Source organism: Filimonas zeae, from assembly GCF_014641615.1.
GTDB classification, from domain to species: Bacteria; Bacteroidota; Bacteroidia; order Chitinophagales; family Chitinophagaceae; genus Filimonas; species Filimonas zeae.
In genome coordinates, this window is record NZ_BMIB01000006.1 from 363430 (window position 1) to 381289 (window position 17860).

The window sequence follows — 17860 nt, forward strand, 5'->3', positions numbered from 1 at the left end:
AAGGATTTCCGGTACGCGATTTACAAAGTTTTCTAAAAATGTAACAGAATTCCTTCCTGCTGTGCTGGTTATGCACAATCGCCGCCAGGTTCACAAGCGTTTGCCCCGTTTACCTGTATCAACGCTTCAGCTTGTTGCTCCTTCCATTCGCCAAACGATTTTTCCAGTGTCTGCAGAAAAACCCCCACTTCCTGCGCTCCGGATACAGCATATCGCCTGTTCATCACAAAAAACGGTACTCCGGTTACGCCTATCGCTTTGGCTTCCACTACGTCCAGTTGTACCTGGCTGGCATAGGTATGCTGTTTCAATACATCCGGTATAGCGGCGGCATCCAGGCCGGCTTCTGCTCCCAGTTCAATCAGCGTATCAAAGTCAGCCACATTTCTGCCCTCTATAAAATAGGCACGAAACAGAATTTCTTCCATTTCATCACCCTTACCAGCAGCTTTAGCCATTTGTATCAGGCGGTGGGCATGGTAGGTATTGGCCAGTACGGTTTTATCCATGTGATATTCCAGCCCGTCTCCGGCAGCCATCTGCGTTACATGTGCCTGAATTTCACGCACTTTTTCTACCGGCCAGCCTTTTGTTTTGCTCAGATATTCTTCCAGATTGGCATATGCACCATCTTTCAGGTCAGGGTTCAGCTGAAAGCTGCGCCATTCTACCTGCAAATCCGCCGCACCCGGAAACTGAGCCAGTGCTGCTTCAAACCTTCTCTTTCCTATATAACAAAACGGACAAGCTACGTCCGACCATATCTCCACTTTCATACATCTGAAGTTTAACCAGTAAGCAAAGGTAGTATTTCTTTACGGGGGATCGTTTTTATGGGCTTTGCGGTACTTCTTAAACAAATCCAGCCCTATTTTAATGTTACCCTTTAAGTCAGGCCGCGCCCGCAGGTGTATACTCGCACCCATTTTGGCATTTGCCCCTTTGTTACGGGGATTTTTCTCCTGAGCTGAAACAAAATTGTGCAGGGGTATCTGAATACTGATATCTGTATTTCCCCGCAGACTGTACAGCCCCTCTACATACAGGGTCATAATAGAAGAATGAATTTCCATCCTCTTTATCTTAATCTCACTGTCTTTGATAATCAGGCTGTCTTTCAGTTCTGCAAACTGTACATGACTCAGATCTTTATCCCGGAATATGAAATTTTTGATGTTTTCCAGCGGCTCAAACTTTACCAGTTCTCCATCTTTCAGGGAGAAAAACACAAGGCCGTTCATGGTATTCCCAACAATGTCCCCCCGGTTATTCAGCATAAGGCGCAGATTGGCATGTGCCGACAACCGGCCGCGCAGGTTGGCAGAGGTAATACCGTGCTGACCAAAATTATCAAACGCATAAAAGGTCTTACGCACATCTACATTGGTGAGTGTTATATCTGTACTGGCTTTGTGCGTATTATTAGCCAGTTGCTGTAAGTTACCCCGTAATTGCAAAGAACCCCCGCCATGCTGAACACTCACATTCCGTATCTGCCAGTCGTTGCTGTTAAACACCACTTCACCGGTAAGCTGGGTAGCACTGAAATGATTGAGTTCAATAGTATCAGCTGCAATTTTTAAACGGAATTCACCTTTCTCCAGCAGATCATCAAACCGGCTGGCCGCCTGGGCCAGTTTACGTATGTTGCGGGTAGGTGCTTTACGGCGTTTGCCGCTATTGAACAGGCTGCGAAAATCGGCCAGGTTCAGATACCCGGTGCCTACCTCACAGTATAAGCTGGCTTTCTGTATGCCGGCATCTTCATATAACGTACTCAGATTATTCCCTTCCAGCTTTACACGAAAATGGTTTCTACCCACACTGCATTCCATTCCCGTGGTATGAATTTCATCCGGTGAAAACTCCAGCTGCCCTTTACATTGCGAAAAAGTAAGGTCGCGGGGCTCGTAATGCACAGTACCATCGTTAATGAACAGATTGCCGCTCAGGTAACGGGTAATATCTGCATTTATACCAATGGGGCCGTTGTAACGTAAATTCACCTCTGCTGTTCCCTGTAAAAAACGCAGGGTTTGTAAGCCTATCTTATTGTCAAGTGCAGACAGTGCACATTGGGAATTTACATCAAAAGCAAGCCGTGGTTGTTTCAGATTATCCAGCACTACCTGTTGCCCTTTAAACAGAGCGCCACCCCAGGCTGCGGAAAAACTGGTAAGCATAATGCGGGAGTTTTCATCGTTCCGGGGTAAACCAGCCACCACTTCATTGGTGAAATAAGCCAGAAAATCGCAGGATTCAAATCTGGCCAGCGGTGTAACCAGTATATTGTCTTTTATCTCTGCCCGCACCTGTACATGCGGTGTCTGTCGCGGACCCAACGAACCTTCCAGCCTTGCGGTAAGATGCAGGGGTCTATCCAGCCCCACAATTCCCAGCTTCTGTTGTATATGCTGGGTTAACAGAGAAGCGGCTTTCTGGTAAGCAATCTTCCGGGTGTTAATATCCAGCGCAAAACGGGCACTACTGCTGTCGCCAAACACAAATTCCCCTTTCAGCATAAAAGGATGTCCGTCTATCTTCACATCTGTCTGGGGAAAAGACAATGTTTTCTGCGCTACATTATAAGTCATTTTCCAACGGCCGCTTAACGGTTTATCTGCCAGATAGCTTCCTTTTTCCAGATTAAAACCCAGCCCTTTTACCACCACGTTTTCCCGCACGTCCAGTAAAACCAGCGAATCTTTCTTTCTGATACGGGCGTCCAGCTTTTTAAAATACACCTCAAACCGCTTATGCTTTTGCAGGTTCTCTGCTATGGCATCAACCTCCTCCAGTTCAATCTCGCGAATTATAATCTGCTTTTTCTCTGTTTTCGCAGAAGAAGTTCCCGGTTTTACACTCAGCAGGTAGGTATTGGTATAGCCGGAGGAATCTGTAAAAAGATGCACTTTGCCTTTGTACAACCGCACATAACGCACCAATACATTTTTGCGCAAAACAGAAAGCACGGGAATACGGGTAGATACCTCCTGAATGTTTGCCAGTGGCCGGTGATATTGGGAATCTGTTATGGTAACCTTTTGCAGCGAAACGTTTATCTGCGGAAAATGCGCCCAGGCATTTACTTCTAAATCCTGAATATGCACATCTCCCTTCAGGGTTTTACTCAACTGCTGATTAATATTCTGTAGTAATTCACTTTTATGGGAAGAGATATAGATCTGCGCAATAACAATAGCTATCGTAACCAACGCTATCAACGCCAGTAATACCATGGCGCTTATTCTCACTGCCTTATGCCTGATCCATTCTTTCATAGGGGTGTTTAACAAACATATTTAGGGTAGTATCTTTTTAATTTCATGCCAAAGATCGCGATAGCATTGCGCGGCATAACTGCTGTTGGCAAATTCAAAAAGCGGCAGGTGGTTTACGCCCATCTTTTCAATATCACTCAGGTAGGGGATATAGCTTTTCAGAAACACTTTATCCCGGTAAAACTGCTGCATAATCTCATGATGCAGATTTTTACGATGGTCTACCATGCTGAAAAAGCATTTCACCTTGTCTGCTTCCAGGCCGTGTTCCTGAAAATAAGCTACTACCGTATCATACGAGCGCATGGACAGGGTAGTGGGAATATTGGGCATCAGCACCACATCCGTAGCCTGAAAAATATTATCATGAATAAGGGAAATTCCGGGTGGGCAATCCAGCAAAACAATATCGTAACCTTTCAACGTAGCCAGCAGAGACTTTAGTTTTTTCTTGCTCTGCTTCATATCGTCCAACACCACATCTGCATGCCGGGCAGAAAGGTCTGCGGGTATTACCCACAGATTGTTGTAAGAGGTTCCTACTGCGGCATCTTCCAGCAAAAGCTCTTCCGTCAGTATTTTTTTGCTGGTGTTTTTGTGTGTTGACTCAACATCAAAGTAAAAAGAAGAAGAGCCCTGCGGGTCCAGGTCCCATAACAGTGTTTTCCATCCTTCTGCTGCTGCCAGATAAGCCAGGTTAACAGCACCCGCAGTTTTTCCCACTCCACCTTTCAGGTTGTACAAGGCCAGTGAAGTCATACCGAAAAGTTTTATAGCGGAATTTACACTATTTTTTCATCGCTTCCAGCTCTTTCTGTAAACGGAACATCTCATCCCGCAGTCGCGCAGCCTCTATAAAGTCCAGGTCCCTCGCGGCTTTTTCCATTTCCTTCTTCACTTTGGTAATGCCTTTCTCCATCTGCGGAATGGTTTTATACACTTCCTGCTCTTCGGCAGCCATGTTCTGTACCAGGCCCTCATCAGGCTGAATAGCGTATTTATCTTTTACATCGTACCCTTTAATATCCAGTACCGATGTTTGTTTCATAATCTGCTCTATAGATTTCTTCACCGTTCTGGGGGTAATACCATGCAGGGTGTTAAACGCCATCTGCTTCTCACGTCTGCGGCTGGTTTCATCTATAGTACGCTGCATGCTCTCTGTCATGTTATCTGCATAGAAAATTACCAGACCATCTGCGTTACGGGCCGCGCGCCCTGCTGTTTGCGTAAGCGAGCGCTCGTTACGTAAAAATCCTTCTTTATCAGCATCCAGTATAGCTACCAGCGATACTTCAGGCAAATCCAGGCCTTCCCTCAACAGGTTTACACCTACAAGTACATCAATTTCCCCCAAACGTAACTGGCGCAATATCTCTACCCGCTCCAGAGTATCCACATCACTGTGAATGTATTTGGATTTGATATTGATACGCTGCAGGTATTTATCCATTTCCTCAGCCATGCGTTTGGTAAGGGTAGTTACCAATACACGGTCACCTTTCTTAACCCGCAGGTCTATTTCATTCAGCAGGTCATCAATCTGGTTAATACTGGGGCGTATTTCTATGGGCGGGTCCAGCAGGCCGGTAGGGCGTACAACCTGTTCCACCACAATACCACCGGTTTGCTCCAGTTCAAAATCGCCCGGTGTGGCACTTACATAAATGGTCTGGCCTGTCATGCTCTGAAATTCATGAAAGTTCAGCGGGCGGTTATCCAGCGCACTGGGTAACCTGAAACCGTAATCTACCAGCACCAGTTTGCGGCTGCGGTCACCACCGTACATACCCGCTATCTGCGGAATGGTCTGGTGGCTCTCATCTATCACACACAAAAAGTCTTTCGGAAAATAGTCTAATAAACAGAAAGGGCGTGTTCCGGGATGACGACGATCGAAAAAGCGGGAGTAGTTTTCAATACCATTACAGTAGCCCAGTTCCCGTATCATTTCCAGATCGTATTCCACACGTTCTTTCAATCGCTGCGCCTCAATCAGTTTGCCGGAAGCTTTGTAGTACTCTACCTGCGCCGCCATTTCATCCTGTATCTCATACAATATCTGCTGCTGCATATCCTTCGGCGCCAGGTACAGGTTGGCCGGAAAGATGGCGGCATTTTCTACCGTGCCTATACGCTTGGTAGTTTGTACATCTATGCTCTCTATTTCTTCAATTTCATCTCCAAAAAAAGTAATCCGGTATCCGTAATCGTTATAAGGCAGGTTAATATCTACCGTATCGCCCTTCACGCGAAACGTTCCTCTTTTAAATTCCACCTGCGTACGGCTGTACAGGCTGTTTACCAGACTATGCAAAAAAGCCTGGCGGCTGATGATCTGCCCTTTATGTATGCGTATTATACCATTCTCAAATTCGGTAGGGTTACCCATACCATATATACAACTTACACTGGCTACCACAATAATATCGCGGCGGCCGGTAAGTAATTCACTGGTAGCCTGCAAACGCAGCTTATCCAGCTCTTCATTAATACTCAGGTCTTTTTCTATGTACGTATCACTTACCGGCATGTATGCTTCCGGCTGATAGTAATCGTAATAGCTTACGAAGTAGCCAACGGCATTCTCCGGAAAAAACTGTTTAAACTCCCCGTACAGCTGCGCTACCAGGGTTTTGTTATGGGTAAGTACCAGGGTAGGGCGCTGTACATTGGCAATTACATTGGCAATGGTAAACGTTTTACCCGATCCGGTAACACCCAGTAAAGTCTGTTGCATATCACCGTTCTGCAAACCTTCGGTCAGTTGCGCAATTGCAGAAGGCTGATCTCCTCCCGGAGAATATGGTGCGTGTAGTTTGAAAGGCATATTTATTGGTACAGCAAGTTACGCAATAAGCTGCTTGCGGGAATGTTAAAAGGTTCTTCTATTGATAACACGGTATGTAGCAGAATGTTGTAATTTTAAAACAAGCATACAATACTATAGACATGTTTTCCCAGGAAGAAATTAAAAAAAGAACCGGCGCCTATGCCGCAGATTATGTGGAGCAGGGTATGACCATCGGGCTCGGAACCGGAAGCACCGTTTACTGGCTGCTACAGGAACTGGGAAAGCGTGTGCAAAGCGGATTACATTTCCGTGCCGTACCCACTTCCCGGCAAACGCAAACCCTGGCTACCGAACTGGGTATACCACTGGCCGATCTGAACAACGTAGATCAACTGGCACTTACACTGGATGGAGCTGATGAAATAGCCCCCGGCCTGCAACTGATTAAAGGCGGAGGCGGTGCGTTGTTACAGGAAAAGATAGTAGCTGCAGCATCCAAACAGCTGATAATTATTGCCGATGAAAACAAGGTGGTAAACACCCTCGGCAAGTTTCCTTTACCGGTAGAAGTAATTCCGTTTGGATGGAAACAGGTACAAAAGAAAGTAATGCAGCAGTTGGGCTGTCAGCTGGTGGAACTGAGGGAAAAGAACGGGGGTACGTTTGTATCAGATCATGGCCATTACATTCTGGACTGCCATTTCGGTCAGATATCTGATCCCGCAGAACTAAATGAGGCACTGCACCTGATACCCGGTGTGGTAGAAACCGGCCTCTTTGTTTCTATGGCAGATATAGCAGTAGTGGGTTATGCCGACGGACGGATAACCACCACTACCAGCACCACCTCATAACTAACCGGCCAGTTTGGCCAGCAGATACAGATGATCTGCCAGTTGCCGTATGGCATCAGCCGCAACATTAATCTGTTGCTGGGCCTGTTCCCACTTGCGCTGTTCAATAGCTTCGCGCACGCCGGGCATTGTTTTTACGCCATAGCCGGTATAAAACCCGGGGGCATATAAAGTATGTTTATACCAGGGGCGGCCGGGTAATCCTTTTACGCTTAGTAACTGCTGCTCGGCCTGGTACAGCAATTTATTAATAGGCCCGTGGTCGTTGGCCGTGTTTAAAAACTTACTCAGTGAGTCGCCTGCCAAACGGGTAACCTTATCCAGATCCTGCATTGCATTTTGCAAAGGGGAGAAGTCCATATAAGGCACTTCCGCTTTTATTTTGGGCGGAAAGTTTACCAATTGCGGGTCTGCCGCCAGTTTATACGCACGGCTGCGGATAATCTGGTTTTCCAGCACCGTGTTCTCCCGCATCTGATCAACCTGCGTTAGTAAATCTGCTACATAGCCATTGATGGTATTGTATACATTCCGGAAATTAAAAGGCAGTATTTCTGCGTTTGCCATACGCAGGGCTGCGCGGCCGGCAGTTTGCGCCAGCGCTACACCGTACGCAAAACCGGAATCTTTAAAATGCGCATAGTCGTAATACGAATCGTAAATAGAGTGATATTCCCCACCTTCGTCTTCTCCGCCAAACTCCAGGTTTAAGCTGGGAATACCCAGGTGCTGCAAAAAGGAAGAATAGTCTGAACCGGAACCGAGCGCACTCAGACTTAAAGATCTTTTAGAAAGCGCTTCTCTGCGGGAGGCAGTCGTAGCCGCTCTTATAATCTCCGCTGCTTTCCGGCGTTCAAAAACACTTACTTTGGTTTGCGGGTCTGTTACCGTTTTCGCAATATCATCCATCAGCGGCTCCAGAGCATGTGAACCACCTGCCTGCAGAAAACCACGGCCGTTGCCATCGGAATTAATATACACCACTGCTTTTTCTTCCAGCTCCGCCGCATGTGTTTCTACCCATTCCGTAGAACCGAGTAAGCCCGGCTCTTCACCGTCCCAGGCACAATACACCAGCGTACGTTTGGGGCGCCAGCCTTTTTTGGCTAGTTCACCAATGGCTTTGGCTTCTTCCAGTAAGGCAGCCAAACCACTTATTGGGTCAGCCGCACCATTTACCCACGCATCGTGGTGGTTGCCACGCATCACCCATTCATCAGGATACTCTACTCCGCGTAAAGTAGCTATTACATCGTAACAGGGGGTTTGCTTCCAGTCGTTCTCCACTTTCAGATGCACTTTTGCTTTACCAGGACCTACATGATAAGTAATAGGCAAGGCACCGCGCCAGTCTTCCGGAGCCACCGGGCCCTGTAATGCTTCCAGCAGCGGTTTAGCATCGTGGTAGCTGATAGGTAGTACCGGTATCTTCAGCAGATTGGTAGCTTTTGATCTGTCCAGCCGGGTAACGCCTTCGGTAGAACCTACAAAAGGAGTAAGCGGATCGCCGGGGTAAATAACCATATCCATTACCGAGCCTCTCTGTACACCATATTCATTTTTAAAAGCGCCTTTGGGGTAAACATCTCCCCTGAAATAACCATCATCTTTGGGATCAGAATATATAATACAACCCAGCGCACCATGCTCCTGGGCTATCTTGGGTTTAATGCCCCGCCATGACCGGCCATATTTAGCAATTACAATTTTCCCTTTTACATCAATACCCAGTCTTTCCAGCTGTTCATAATCTGCCGGTAACCCGTAATTCACAAAAACCAGCTCTCCGGTTACATCACCATCAGCACCCCATGCATTGTAAGTAGGCAACTGACCATCCTGACCGGAAGTGGGGTCTTCCTTCAGCGCCGGTTCTTTCAGCAACGCTTTATAAGTAGTAGGCGAAATCAATTCCAGTTCACGAACACGGGGCGTAGGAAACAATACCTGAAACACTTCCGTTTTTACATCAAAACCATAACTTTTAAACTTAGCAGCTACTTTATCGGCTACAGCCTTACCGTTAGCAGAGCCTATATGATGCGGGCGAGCCGCCAGATCAAATATGGTTTTGCCAATATTGTCTGCATTTACCAGCTGATCAAACTGTGCCTCAGTCTGTAACTGGGCAGCACTTGTTTTATCGGTAAAGCCCGGCAGCGTTTTAAAAGCAGATTGTGCAAAAGCAGCACCGTTAGTAAGCAGCAGCATACCGGCAATGACCGATTGTACAGTTATGGTTTTCATGTCTATTGAATTAGGTATGTATTCCTCTCGATAAATAGTCTGTGTAATCAGGCACCGCTGCCTCGTATTCACTGCTCATGTAAGGAGAAGTCATAATAAAATCCGCTGTTGCCCTGTCGCAGGCCATGGGAATATTCCAGGCTACCACCAGCCGCAGTAAAGCTTTTACATCGCTGTCGTGTGGCTGGGCTTCCATAGGGTCCCAGAAAAAGATCATAATATCAATTTCACCGGTAGCTATCATAGCACCCAGTTGCTGGTCGCCACCCAAGGGGCCGCTCAATACTCTTTTTACGGGTATCTCCAGCATTTCCTCCAGTAATCTGCCTGTAGTTCCTGTCGCTATCAACTCATGCTGTCTCAGTTGGTCTTTGTTAGAGGCAGCCCATTTTATCAGATCTGCTTTCCTGTTGTCATGCGCAACCATGGCAATTCTTTTCCTGGCTGCCAGTTTTTTAATTTTAGGCATACGCAATAATAAGGCATTTCTGCATTTTTATTTTGCGGATAACTGACGGCGGATGCGGCTTAAACTTTCCGGGGTAATTCCCAGGTAGGAGGCAATATAAATCAGGGGAACCCGGTTGAGAATATCCGGGTAAGATTGTAGCAATTCGGCATACCGCTCTTCGGCAGGCATACTTAATGATAAAACCAACCGCCGCTGCAAGCGTACATAAGCGTTTTGTAGCAGCAGGCGCATCCAGCGTTCTAATGCGGGAATAGTCTGGTACAGCTTTTCCATGTCTTCTTTGTAAAAAAGAAGCAGTTCACTGTCTTCCATACTTTCAATAGATAATATAGCAGGGGCCTCCGAAACATAGCTATACAGATCGCTTACCCAGTTGTCTTCAAAAGCAAACTGAACAATCTGCTCCACGCCTTTATTGTCTGCTGAAAATGAGCGGACTGCTCCGGTGTTTACAAAAACGAGATAGTTACACACTTCGCCTGAATGCAGTAAACGGCTCTTCTTTTTAAGAGCAACCTTACGGGCGCAATTTTCTATTTCTACAAGTTCCTGCGCTGATAAGGAAACCCTTCGGGATATGTTTTCCCGGATACGATTATACATATATGTAAGCTAAAGATAAATGAAAAAGCCCTCCCGGAGAACCGGGATGGCTCATACTTACTAAACCCCCAAACATATATGTAAGGCTGTAGCTTATGCTTCAGCAGCGGCCGCAGCAGCTGCTGCCGGCTTCACTTCTGCTGCACCGCTCTGAACGGCAGCTACTTTGGCCCGTATTTTTCCTTCAATTTCAGCTGCCAGCTCAGGATTATCCATAATCAGTTGTTTTACTGCTTCACGGCCCTGACCTAACTTGTTGCTGTCGTAGCTGAACCAGCTACCACTTTTTTGTATAATACCCAATTCCACACCCATATCTATAATCTCACCCACTTTGCTGATACCTTCTCCAAAAATGATATCGAACTCAGTGCTGCGGAAAGGAGGCGCTACTTTGTTTTTCACCACTTTCACTTTCACACGGTTACCAATGGCCTCATCACCATCTTTAATCTGAGTGGAACGGCGGATATCTAACCTTACTGATGCATAGAATTTCAAAGCGTTACCACCGGTAGTAGTTTCGGGGTTGCCGAACATAACACCGATTTTTTCACGCAGCTGGTTGATGAATATACAAACCGTGTTGGTTTTGCTGATGGTAGCCGTAAGCTTACGTAAGGCCTGGCTCATCAAACGGGCCTGTAAGCCCATTTTGCTATCACCCATTTCGCCTTCCAGTTCACCCTTGGGTACCAGCGCCGCCACAGAGTCAATTACCACCACATCCAGCGCACCGGATAAAATTAAACGGTCAGCAATTTCCAGTGCCTGCTCACCATAGTCAGGCTGAGAAATCAACAGGCTGTCTACATCTACACCCAGCTTTCTCGCATACGCACTGTCAAACGCATGTTCCGCATCCACTATAGCACAGATACCGCCTTTTTTCTGCGCTTCTGCAATAACGTGGGTAGAAAGCGTGGTTTTACCGGAAGATTCAGGACCATAAATTTCAATGATACGACCCTTAGGTAAACCACCGATGCCGAGCGCCAGATCCAGTCCGATAGAACCGGTAGAAACAACTTCCATTTCTTTATCCGCCCGCTCATTCATCATCATTACGCTGCCCTTACCAAAATCCTTATCAATTTTATCTATAGTTAACTTCAGCGCTTTGAGTTTGTCTGCATTTGACATAGTAAGTATATTTTAAAGTGTTTTCAGTAACCAAGTTACTCAAGGCCATAAAAGTAGAACAATTTTATTATCAACACTAATTTATTTAGTTTTTTTATTCCAACTTTTTTGGCAGCCCTTTAGCAATGGTTTCTCCATCCGTTTTCCCCTGCATCGAACGGGAGTAAAGCATGAGCGAAGGATAACCGAAGGAAAGCTCCCGGAAAACCGGAGCCCCAAACACAAAAAAAGAAGGTGCATCCTCATCAGATACACCCTCAGCTGGTTTATTAAAGAAACAATTTTGTTTGTGCTACAAACGCTCGTACAACGCTCTTAGTTTTTCGCGGGTCATAATGCTTTCCCAGTCTTTACCCAGTGCATTTTCCCACAGCGGTTTCATACCCAGCGATACGCTGATCATACTTTCAAACTGCTCTTCGGTCAGTCCTTTGGTAATACCCTGCGGAATTTCAATTTTATGCTTCTCCACCATGCGTTTGAATTTCTCAACGCCTTCAGGATAATATTCTTCCAGTTTGTCAAAAACTATACAGTTGCCAATACCATGTTTGGTGCCCAGCACGTAGGCCAGGCCATAACTTACCGCATGAGCTACCCCCACCTGGCTGTAAGCTATGCTCATACCACCAGCATAAGAGGCCATTACCAGTTTTTCGTCGCACTCATCATCCCAAACGTCTTTATCCAGGAACACTTCTTCGCATAATACCTGTGCTTTTTCGCCATAGCTCTGGCTGAAAGCGTTCAGGTAGGTACCGTTTAAAGATTCCACGCAGTGGATAAAGCAATCCATAGCAGTATAAAAACGCTGGTTGGCCGGTACGGTTTTGCACAGTTCGGGGTCCAGCACAATCTGGTCAAAAGTGGTAAAGTCAGAGTTCATGCCCAGTTTGCGGGTAGGGCCGGTTAATACACAGGTACGGCTAACCTCGGCACCGGTACCGGCAATAGTGGGTATACCCGCTTTGTATACGCCGGGTACTTTTACCAGATCCCATCCCTGATAATCCACAGAGGAGCCGGGGTTGGTCATCATCAGCGCTACCGCTTTGGCAGTATCCATTACAGAACCGCCGCCAATACCAATAATACCGCTTACGGTTCCGAATTCTGCTTTCAGATCGTCGCGCAGTTTATCCACGCCGGAAGTTTTGGGTTCGTAGGTAACATCTATAATTACAATCTTATCCTTGCCCCTTAACGGAATGCGGGATAAAAATTCCTGCTGATCCTGAAAATATTCATCCACAAAAAAGATCATCGGCGCATCGCCCTTACGCTGCGGAGCCAGAATTTCGTCTAACTGATTAAACGAGCCCCTTCCATATACCACGTAATTGACCATTCTGAAGTTTCGAAACTGTGCCATAGCTGCATTTTAGAAAAGCGAAGGTAATATGTTTACTTAATTAGAATCTATGCCTTTACTACAGGCATCCACCGCTATTTTAGCCAGCGGATATTCAAACCCTTTCTGCACCAGATAGTTTATGGTTTTGGCAAAGCGGGTTATACCTGTTTCGCGCTCCAGCGTTTCCCATTTATCTTCTGCCAGCCGGGTTAATGTGGCGGTGTAATCTTCCTCCGGTATAGAGGCCAGTGCGGTTTTAATATTATAGGCGCTTACCTGCCGTTGCTTCAGTTCGTGGGTAATTTTAATACGGCCCCATTTTTTCATGCGGAATTTACCACCGGCAAACTGACAGGCAAACCGCTCTTCGTTCAGATAATCCTCGGCAATCAGGTTTACCAGAATTTCTTCCACATCGGTTTTGCGCAGTCCAAAACCATACAATTTCTCCTTTACCTCCTGGTGGGTTCTTTCCTGGTAGGCGCAGTAATGCCTTATTTTGGGTATGGCTTTTTCTTTCGGTATTTCACGGCCCGGAAACTGCATAGTAGTGCAAAATGCTGATTTTCTGCCGAAAATATCCCGGATTTAAACACAAATACTTCAAATTGGTACACTTATGTGCATAGTATGCCCATTCTAATTAGCGTAGATTAATAATTTTGCTGTAGGTTTGTTGCCAACACAAAAAATTGCAGTGACAATATGAAATTTATTGTATCGTCTTCTTCCTTATTAAAACACTTACAACAAATCAGCGGGGTAATTAACTCTAATACAGTTCTGCCTATCCTGGAAGATTTCTTATTTGAGATAGAGGACAAAAAGCTGACCATTGTGGCCACTGACCTGGAAACCGTGATGCGCGTACAAATGGAGGTGGAAAGCAAGGCCAATGGTAAAGTATGTATCCCTGCGAAAATCCTGATTGATTCTTTAAAAAATATTCCGGACCAGCCCCTTACTTTCAGCATTGATAAAAACTTCGCTATTGAAATTACCAGCGACAATGGTAAGTACAAGGTGATGGGCGAAAATCCTGACAATTTTCCTAAAGAGCCTGTTGCTGATGATACCAATAGCTTTACAATCAGCAGCAGCTCTCTTCTTACTGCTATTAATAAAACACTTTTTGCCGTTAGTAACGATGACTTACGTCCGGCAATGACGGGTGTTTACTTTGAACTGCACAAAGACTTCATTCAATTTGTGGCTACCGATGCACACCGTCTGGTGCGCTACAAAAAAACAAACGTAAAATGCCCTAAGGAAGACAACTTCATTGCGCCTAAAAAACCTTTGAACCTTCTGAAGAACGCATTACCTGATAGCGATGATGAGCTGACTGTTAACTATAATGCCAGTCACTTATTTGTTACACACGGTTCTACCCAACTGATTTGTCGTTTAATTGATGCACGTTTCCCGGATTATAAAGTAGTTATCCCTACCGATAACCCGTATAAACTGCTGGTGCAGAAGTCTGACTTCCAGAGCGCCCTGCGTCGTGTAAGCGTATTCAGTAACAAAAGCACCAACCAGGTTGCCCTCAGCATCAGCGGAAGCGAATTGCAACTGGCTGCACAGGATGTGGATTTCAGCTTTGAAGGTAACGAACGCATGAGCTGTCAGTACGATGGTGAAGACCTGCAGATTGCATTCAACGCCAAGTTTCTGATTGAAATGCTGAACGCTGCCAACAGCGATGAAGTGAAGATTGAACTGTCTACCTCTACCAAAGCCGGTATTATTAAACCTACCGAGCAGGCAGAAGAAGAAGAATTGCTGATGCTGGTAATGCCACTGATGTTAAACAGTTAATAAAGTCTCTTTTCTTATACAGAAAACTCCCGCCGCAAACGGGAGTTTTTTTGTAAATTGGTTTAGCTGAAAAACGCTTGCCATGGAAAAGCTTGCCCTTTACTTTGAACATATTCCTTCTTCCCACCGCGCGCTCATTCTGGCCGGAGGCATCACACTGTTCTGGCTCATTGAAAGCGCTGTTCCACTTACTGCCTTTGCCTATAACAAATGGAAACATGCGTGGATCAATTTCTTCTTCACTTTCACTACCATCATCATCAACTTTGGTTTTGCATTGCTGATTGTATACACCAGCGACTGGTGCGTGCGGGAAGGCTTTGGTATTGTGCAATGGTTGCAAGCTCCTTTATGGCTGGCGCTGCTGGTTGGGTTGCCTTTGCTGGACCTGATAGGCGCTTATCTGGTGCATCTGATTGAGCATAAAATAAAGTGGATGTGGAAATTTCACATGGTACACCATTCCGATCTGCATGTGGATACTACTACTGCCAACAGGCACCATCCGGGCGAAAGTGTTTTCCGCGCGATATTTACCCTGCTGGCGGTGGGTGTTACCGGTGCACCTATCTGGCTGGTTATGTTGTATCAGTCACTTTCAGTTGTGTTGTCTCAGTTTAACCATGCTAACATAAAACTGCCGGCGGCAATTGATAAAGTACTCCGGCTGGTAATTGTTACACCTGCTATGCACCGGGTACACCATCATTTCAAACGGCCCGAAACAGATTCCAACTATGGAAACATCTTTACCTTCTGGGATAGATTGTTTGGCACCTATCATTCCGGAGGTACGCAACACCTGCAGTATGGGCTGGATGTACTGGCTGGCAGGGGAGATGAAAACCTGAAAGAGCAACTGCTGCTACCCTTTGACCGTACCATTAAAACCGATTATTAATCCGCTATATGCTTTTTCACTGCGGCTATTGCTTTTTGCAGCCGCTGCTCATAACTGCCGCTGATGCTTACCCAGGGGGTGGACTGGTTAATCAGAATGTCTTTATAAATCTGGTATAATTCCCGCCGGGGCTGTTCATCGGGATATTCGCGCAGTTCGTCTTTTACCCAGGGCAGGTCTATATCGCACAGCAGGTACAGATCATACTTTCTGGTTACAATTTCTTCCAGTATAAAGGAATGGCATTTACCAAACACATATTCACACCACACCTTCATTACATACATATCCGTATCAATAAATAACAGCGGATTTTTCTGTTGTGCTTCCTGTGCATGGCGGTCTTCCAGCGCCAGCTGGCCTTTGGCAATAGTTAGCAGATCAGCAAACTGGTAATTGCTGCCATGGGTAAGGAGGTATTCCCTGGCATATTCCGGACACCACTGTGTTTGATAGTGCTGCGCCAGTTGTTCACATAAGGTACTTTTGCCGGTTGACTCCGGACCTATCACTACTATTTTCTTCATGCCATCTCTTTTTCACGTTTCCAGGTGCGGTACCATGTAATCCACCCTGAAATAGCCAGCGTCAGAAATACCATAAACTGTACGCTGGTAAATACATATCCTTTTATAAAATACAAAGGTATAGACACTATGTTGGTGATGCTCCACCACAACCAGTTTTCCACTTTTTTACGGTTCATCAGTAACATACCGGTGTAAGCCGCGGCTGAAGCCAGTGCATCTTCTACCGGAACGGTACTGTTGGTAAATCGCGCCAGTATTTCATACAGTAGTAACCACATGCCGCCAAAAAAGAGCAGTTGCTGCTGCCAATCCCGCCGGTTAGATACGGTGATCTTTAATACTTTTTCACCGGTGGTATCTTTTTGTAGCCACATATACCAACCGATTATATTCATGACCACGTAATACACATTCAACCCACCTTCAGCATACAGGCCGCCGGCAAAACTGATGTATACATAAATAGCGGTACTGATAACCCCGAACGGATATACCAGAATATTGGCAGAGCGTGAAAAGTATACACTGGCTATGCCCGTAAGTACGGCTATGCCCTCCGGGAGGGTGGTAGCCCGCAGCCCTTCCATAAACCGGTGTATCAGTTCTTCCATCCTTTCAAAGTTAACAGCAAATATACCTTCCGGTGCTTTTAACTGCTATATTTACAACAGCCGTAAATACGCTATATGCCAGCAGCAACGCCACAGCCCTTTTATGTAAAACTCAGTCACTGTCTAATCAGCATTGTGTTAATCTGTCTGCTTATGTATGTAGGGCAGAGTATTCTGGTGCCGCTTTCTTTTGCCGGGTTGTTCAGTATCATTTTAATGAGCCCCTGCGACTTTCTGGAAAAGCGTAAAATGCCACGCACCATGGCAGCGGCCATATCAGTATTGCTTTTTCTGATTGTGATATCCATCATACTGTATTTTATCTCCTCACAGTTAATCAGCTTTCAGAACGATCTGCCTAAACTGGGTGTACAACTACAGCAGGCCCTGCTGGATCTGGAAATATGGATTCAGCAACGTTTTCATATCAGCTCAGCTAAAATGACGGAGTTTCTCAATTCTGCTACTTCACAAACATTATCGCACACCTCCTCACTGGTAGGTACTACCGTATCTACGTTATCCAGTGCGCTGATATATATGGTGCTTATACCCATTTACACTTTTCTGCTGCTGCTGTACCGGGGTATCATCACGCGTTTTTTCATTAAAAGCTTTCAGGAGCAACATACCCCACTGGTACATACTATCATGGGCAAAACCCGCCATGTAATCAAAAGCTATATTGCGGGGCTGATTATTGAAATGGTGATTGTGGCTATTATGAACTGTGCGGGCTTTTTTATACTGGGTGTAAAGTATGCTCTTATGCTGGGTGTAATAGCTGCCCTGCTAAACCTGATACCGTATGTAGGCATTTTTACCGCCTGCATTTTAAGCATGCTTATTACGTTTACCACCAATACACCGGCTACCGTTTTTGGTGTGGCTGTTGTACTGGTAATTGTACACATTATAGACAGCAATATTCTGCTGCCAAAAGTGGTAGGCTCTAAAGTAAAAATAAATGCACTGGTAACTATTGTGGGTGTTATAATAGGCAGCGCTATCTGGGGCATAGCAGGTATGTTTCTGGCAATACCTTTTATGGCAATACTGAAAGTGATTTTTGATGGTGTCGAATCACTGCATGCCTGGGGCATATTATTAGGCGATGAAACCGGTGACAAACCTGTAATAGTGCCGGTAACTCAGGAAATAATTCCTGAAGTTGTTATAGTAACTCCGGCAAAAGAAAATGATCCACCAGCAGCTCCACCGCCCGCTATATAGCAAAGTAGCAGAAAAG

General features: G+C 45.8%; 16 protein-coding genes. 4 read left to right on the top strand and 12 right to left on the bottom strand.

What is annotated here, in order from left to right; genetic code table 11:
* Positions 1-68: 68 nt before the first annotated feature.
* The 4 genes from IEY13_RS27720 to uvrB are packed head-to-tail and all read right to left on the bottom strand — an operon-like array spanning position 69 to position 6111.
* Positions 69-776: a DsbA family oxidoreductase gene (locus IEY13_RS27720; RefSeq protein WP_188958636.1), complete on the bottom strand. Its 708-nt coding sequence runs from the start codon at positions 774-776 to the stop codon at positions 69-71.
* A gap of 39 nt (positions 777-815) precedes the next feature.
* Complete coding sequence (locus tag IEY13_RS27725) at positions 816-3281, bottom strand: AsmA family protein (RefSeq protein WP_188958638.1); 2466 nt, start codon at positions 3279-3281, stop codon at positions 816-818.
* Between the two features lie 21 nt (positions 3282-3302).
* On the bottom strand, positions 3303-4040 hold the full coding sequence (locus IEY13_RS27730) for a ParA family protein (protein WP_188958639.1): 738 nt from the start codon (positions 4038-4040) through the stop codon (positions 3303-3305).
* Between the two features lie 28 nt (positions 4041-4068).
* Positions 4069-6111, bottom strand: a complete 2043-nt coding sequence (gene uvrB / locus IEY13_RS27735; RefSeq protein WP_308421195.1) for an excinuclease ABC subunit UvrB — start codon at positions 6109-6111, stop codon at positions 4069-4071.
* 122 nt (positions 6112-6233) lie between these two features.
* Between uvrB and rpiA the strand changes: the two genes are divergently transcribed.
* Positions 6234-6929 (top strand): ribose-5-phosphate isomerase RpiA, encoded by a 696-nt coding sequence (gene rpiA / locus IEY13_RS27740; protein ID WP_188958642.1) that lies wholly within the window; start codon positions 6234-6236, stop codon positions 6927-6929.
* On the opposite strand, the gene IEY13_RS27745 is transcribed toward rpiA, so the two are convergent.
* From IEY13_RS27745 to IEY13_RS27770, 6 genes are all read right to left on the bottom strand, one after another.
* A complete protein-coding gene (locus IEY13_RS27745; protein ID WP_229688046.1) occupies positions 6930-9176 on the bottom strand; it encodes a transferrin receptor-like dimerization domain-containing protein in 2247 nt (748 codons plus the stop codon).
* A gap of 10 nt (positions 9177-9186) precedes the next feature.
* Positions 9187-9645, bottom strand: coding sequence for a methylglyoxal synthase (locus IEY13_RS27750; protein WP_188958644.1), 459 nt, complete (start codon positions 9643-9645; stop codon positions 9187-9189).
* A gap of 27 nt (positions 9646-9672) precedes the next feature.
* Complete coding sequence (locus IEY13_RS27755; RefSeq protein ID WP_188958646.1) at positions 9673-10251, bottom strand: Crp/Fnr family transcriptional regulator; 579 nt, start codon at positions 10249-10251, stop codon at positions 9673-9675.
* A 93-nt stretch (positions 10252-10344) separates the two neighbouring features.
* Positions 10345-11394 carry a recombinase RecA gene (gene recA / locus IEY13_RS27760; protein ID WP_188958648.1) on the bottom strand — a complete coding sequence of 350 codons (1050 nt, stop codon included), beginning with the start codon at positions 11392-11394 and terminating at the stop codon, positions 10345-10347.
* Positions 11395-11686: 292 nt separating this feature from the next.
* Positions 11687-12766, bottom strand: coding sequence for an iron-containing alcohol dehydrogenase family protein (locus tag IEY13_RS27765; RefSeq protein WP_229688047.1), 1080 nt, complete (start codon positions 12764-12766; stop codon positions 11687-11689).
* 36 nt (positions 12767-12802) lie between these two features.
* Positions 12803-13294, bottom strand: a complete 492-nt coding sequence (locus IEY13_RS27770) for a regulatory protein RecX (protein ID WP_188958650.1) — start codon at positions 13292-13294, stop codon at positions 12803-12805.
* Between the two features lie 159 nt (positions 13295-13453).
* Between IEY13_RS27770 and dnaN the strand changes: the two genes are divergently transcribed.
* Positions 13454-14569 carry a DNA polymerase III subunit beta gene (gene dnaN / locus IEY13_RS27775; protein ID WP_188958655.1) on the top strand — a complete coding sequence of 372 codons (1116 nt, stop codon included), beginning with the start codon at positions 13454-13456 and terminating at the stop codon, positions 14567-14569.
* 82 nt (positions 14570-14651) lie between these two features.
* On the top strand, positions 14652-15470 hold the full coding sequence (locus IEY13_RS27780; protein ID WP_188958657.1) for a sterol desaturase family protein: 819 nt from the start codon (positions 14652-14654) through the stop codon (positions 15468-15470).
* Here the strand turns inward: IEY13_RS27780 and IEY13_RS27785 are convergent.
* Together IEY13_RS27785 and pnuC are read right to left on the bottom strand one after the other, a co-directional pair.
* Positions 15467-15997 carry an AAA family ATPase gene (locus tag IEY13_RS27785; RefSeq protein ID WP_188958659.1) on the bottom strand — a complete coding sequence of 177 codons (531 nt, stop codon included), beginning with the start codon at positions 15995-15997 and terminating at the stop codon, positions 15467-15469. The two genes, IEY13_RS27780 and IEY13_RS27785, sit on opposite strands and share 4 nt — an antisense overlap.
* On the bottom strand, positions 15994-16611 hold the full coding sequence (gene pnuC / locus IEY13_RS27790; protein WP_188958661.1) for a nicotinamide riboside transporter PnuC: 618 nt from the start codon (positions 16609-16611) through the stop codon (positions 15994-15996). The genes IEY13_RS27785 and pnuC overlap by 4 nt, the downstream gene beginning before the upstream one ends.
* A 75-nt stretch (positions 16612-16686) precedes the next feature.
* Here pnuC and IEY13_RS27795 point away from each other — a divergent pair, with 75 nt between their 5' ends.
* Entirely contained in the window at positions 16687-17844 is a 1158-nt protein-coding gene (locus IEY13_RS27795; RefSeq protein WP_188958663.1) for an AI-2E family transporter, read from the top strand.
* The last annotated feature ends 16 nt before the right edge of the window (positions 17845-17860 follow it).

Bases quoted from the DNA above. Each gene is read 5' to 3' on its own strand.
- IEY13_RS27720 (WP_188958636.1), bottom strand. From the start codon at position 776: ATGAAAGTGGAGATATGGTCGGACGTAGCTTGTCCGTTTTGTTATATA.
- IEY13_RS27725 (WP_188958638.1), bottom strand. From the start codon at position 3,281: ATGAAAGAATGGATCAGGCATAAGGCAGTGAGAATAAGCGCCATGGTA.
- IEY13_RS27730 (WP_188958639.1), bottom strand. From the start codon at position 4,040: ATGACTTCACTGGCCTTGTACAACCTGAAAGGTGGAGTGGGAAAAACT.
- uvrB (WP_308421195.1), bottom strand. From the start codon at position 6,111: ATGCCTTTCAAACTACACGCACCATATTCTCCGGGAGGAGATCAGCCT.
- rpiA (WP_188958642.1), top strand. From the start codon at position 6,234: ATGTTTTCCCAGGAAGAAATTAAAAAAAGAACCGGCGCCTATGCCGCA.
- IEY13_RS27745 (WP_229688046.1), bottom strand. From the start codon at position 9,176: ATGAAAACCATAACTGTACAATCGGTCATTGCCGGTATGCTGCTGCTT.
- IEY13_RS27750 (WP_188958644.1), bottom strand. From the start codon at position 9,645: ATGCCTAAAATTAAAAAACTGGCAGCCAGGAAAAGAATTGCCATGGTT.
- IEY13_RS27755 (WP_188958646.1), bottom strand. From the start codon at position 10,251: ATGTATAATCGTATCCGGGAAAACATATCCCGAAGGGTTTCCTTATCA.
- recA (WP_188958648.1), bottom strand. From the start codon at position 11,394: ATGTCAAATGCAGACAAACTCAAAGCGCTGAAGTTAACTATAGATAAA.
- IEY13_RS27765 (WP_229688047.1), bottom strand. From the start codon at position 12,766: ATGGCACAGTTTCGAAACTTCAGAATGGTCAATTACGTGGTATATGGA.
- IEY13_RS27770 (WP_188958650.1), bottom strand. From the start codon at position 13,294: ATGCAGTTTCCGGGCCGTGAAATACCGAAAGAAAAAGCCATACCCAAA.
- dnaN (WP_188958655.1), top strand. From the start codon at position 13,454: ATGAAATTTATTGTATCGTCTTCTTCCTTATTAAAACACTTACAACAA.
- IEY13_RS27780 (WP_188958657.1), top strand. From the start codon at position 14,652: ATGGAAAAGCTTGCCCTTTACTTTGAACATATTCCTTCTTCCCACCGC.
- IEY13_RS27785 (WP_188958659.1), bottom strand. From the start codon at position 15,997: ATGAAGAAAATAGTAGTGATAGGTCCGGAGTCAACCGGCAAAAGTACC.
- pnuC (WP_188958661.1), bottom strand. From the start codon at position 16,611: ATGGAAGAACTGATACACCGGTTTATGGAAGGGCTGCGGGCTACCACC.
- IEY13_RS27795 (WP_188958663.1), top strand. From the start codon at position 16,687: ATGCCAGCAGCAACGCCACAGCCCTTTTATGTAAAACTCAGTCACTGT.